The sequence below is a fragment of the Nocardiopsis sp. TNDT3 genome (genome assembly GCF_003427465.1).
Taxonomy (GTDB): Bacteria; Actinomycetota; Actinomycetes; order Streptosporangiales; family Streptosporangiaceae; genus Nocardiopsis; species Nocardiopsis dassonvillei.
Genome location: NZ_QPFC01000508.1, coordinates 1 through 2,148, shown reverse-complemented (window position 1 = coordinate 2,148; position 2,148 = coordinate 1). Strand labels below are relative to the sequence as shown.

General features: G+C 66.7%; 3 protein-coding genes. 2 read left to right on the top strand and 1 reads right to left on the bottom strand.

Annotated elements, in window-relative coordinates; translation table 11 throughout:
* Window positions 1–208: 208 nt before the first annotated feature.
* Window positions 209–1,360: an RNA-guided endonuclease TnpB family protein gene (locus tag DQW06_RS13260; protein ID WP_041552510.1), complete on the bottom strand. Its 1,152-nt coding sequence runs from the start codon at window positions 1,358–1,360 to the stop codon at window positions 209–211.
* Window positions 1,361–1,383: 23 nt separating this feature from the next.
* Here DQW06_RS13260 and tnpA point away from each other — a divergent pair, with 23 nt between their 5' ends.
* Window positions 1,384–1,812, top strand: coding sequence for an IS200/IS605 family transposase (gene tnpA, locus DQW06_RS13255; RefSeq protein ID WP_013152466.1), 429 nt, complete (start codon window positions 1,384–1,386; stop codon window positions 1,810–1,812).
* A gap of 65 nt (window positions 1,813–1,877) precedes the next feature.
* Entirely contained in the window at window positions 1,878–2,126 is a 249-nt protein-coding gene (locus DQW06_RS13250; protein WP_117198553.1) for a DNA primase, read from the top strand.
* The last annotated feature ends 22 nt before the right edge of the window (window positions 2,127–2,148 follow it).

Genomic DNA, 2,148 nt, shown 5'->3' with positions numbered 1-2,148 from the left:
CCGCCGTGTCCGTTGCCGGCCTCCCCGGGCGCGGGCCCGGCCCCGCGGGGACGGGGGCGCCCCGACCGCCCGCGCGACCGGGTCCTAGGCTGGCCGCTGCACGGGGCCGCGCCCCCGCGGCCCGCCCGCAGATCCGGAGGTCTGGCGTCAGCTTCTCGGCCTTGAAGGACCGAGCTTGCAGCTCTTCCACACACCTGGCAGGTGTGCTTCAGGCCGCGTCGTCGGCAGCGTGACTCACTGCCCAGCCCGCCACACCCCTGGAGGAGATGTTGCGGGCCGCGTTCACATCGGCGTGCCCAGCGAAACCGCACGACGTGCATCGGAAAGTGGCCTGGCTCGGCCGGTTCCTCTTGTCGACGTGGCCACAGGCGCTACACCCCTGGGAGGTGTAGGCCGGGTCCACGTACACCACCGGCACTCCGACCCGTTTCGCCTTGTAGGCGATGTAAGCGCCCAGTTGAGCGAAGGACCAGGAGTGCAGCGTGACCCGCTGGGGCTTGCGTAGCCGTACCCTCTTGCGGATGCCGCCCAGGTCTTCCAGGGCGACACCCCGTGAGGTGCGTTGAGCCTCGGTCACGATCTGCTTGGCGATGCGGTGGTTGGTATCGGCCGCGAACCGCGCCTCGCGGCCCGAGAGGCGGCGCAGGACACGCTTGGCGGACTTGGTTCCCTTCTTCTGGAGACGGCGCCTGAGGTGGCGGTTGCGGTGGCGGACCTGGTTGACCTGTTTGCCCGAGTGAACGGTGCCGTCGCTGGTGGTGGCGATGTTCGCGATGCCGAGGTCCACACCCACGAAACCTTCGGGGGTGTACTCGTCGGCCTCGGGAACCTCGCAGGTGGCGTACAGGTACCAGTTGTCGCCGCGCTTGACCAGGTCGGATTCGCCCTTGCGGAACTCGGTGAGCACCTTGGCCTGGTCCGGTGAACACGCGAACGCCATGCCCTTCACCCGGCCGTGCACGGTCCAGATCGACACCGTGCGCGCGTCTATCTGCCAGGACAGGCACCGGTCGTCGAAGGGCTGCGCGGCGTCTTTTCGGAACCGAACCGGCGTGTTCTCCACCCGGGTACGCCGCTTGGACCCCTCACAGCCGTGGTTTCCGGCCTTGAGGTTGGCCTTCAGCGTGGCATAGGCCCCGGCGACCTTGCGTGCGCAGTGGATCGCCGGTTGCGCGGACAACCCCATCGCTTTGAGGTCGTCGTAGACCAGCCGCTGCAACGGTGTCTTCGCCTTCACCCCGGACTCGTGCGCACTCCGCGAGGCCCGGTTGGCCGCCTGGTTGCACAACTTCAGCGTCTCCCACAGCGTCGCCTCCTGAGCGGAGTCGGGGAGCAGCTTCACCTGCACAACGATCTTCACACCCACAGGTTACCGTCTTATCCATGTCACCAAGGTGGAAACCAGATCCCAATGTCAGGCGTGGAAGAAGCGTCGTATCCGACCTTCAAGCTCATCTTGTCTTCGTCACCAAGTACCGGCGTGGTGTCCTCACCGACCAGATGCTGAACCACTGCGAACAGGTCATGCACCAGGTGTGCGAGACCATGGGAGCTGAGTTGCGCGAGTTCAACGGCGAGGATGACCACGTCCACCTGCTCGTGCACTACCCGCCCAAACTCCCTGTCTCGACACTGGTCAACCGGCTCAAGGGCACCTCGGCGCACTACCTGCGCAAGCAGTTCCCCGACCACGTGCGACAGTTCCTGTGGGGCAACCACTTGTGGTCGCCGTCCTACTTCGCCGCCTCGTGTGGGGACGCGCCGCTGTCGGTGATCGCGGAGTACATCGACCAGCAAAAACGCCCAGACTAACCGCCCGTTCGGGTGAGGGAAGCGATTCCTCCCGGCCATGAACAGCCGGGGTTCCTCGCTAGAAGATGTTGAAGGCGTTCGAACCGCTCCTCACCGCCCTGACCGCACTGCGCCGGGTGCTCGCCGTGGGCGCCCTGGCCACCGTCGTGGTCCTGGGCACCGCGGCCTGCGACGATCTCATGCCCAACGTGGACGTCGAACAGGGCGACGACGGAGACGACGGTGGAGATGACGGCGGAGACGGCGGCGGTGATGACGGGGACGACGACGGCGACAACGATGACGAAGACGACGGCGATGACGGTGACGACTGAGCCCGCGCTCCGTTGACCCGCG

Bases quoted from the DNA above. Each gene is read 5' to 3' on its own strand.
- tnpA (WP_013152466.1), top strand. From the start codon at position 1,384: ATGTCACCAAGGTGGAAACCAGATCCCAATGTCAGGCGTGGAAGAAGC.
- DQW06_RS13250 (WP_117198553.1), top strand. From the start codon at position 1,878: ATGTTGAAGGCGTTCGAACCGCTCCTCACCGCCCTGACCGCACTGCGC.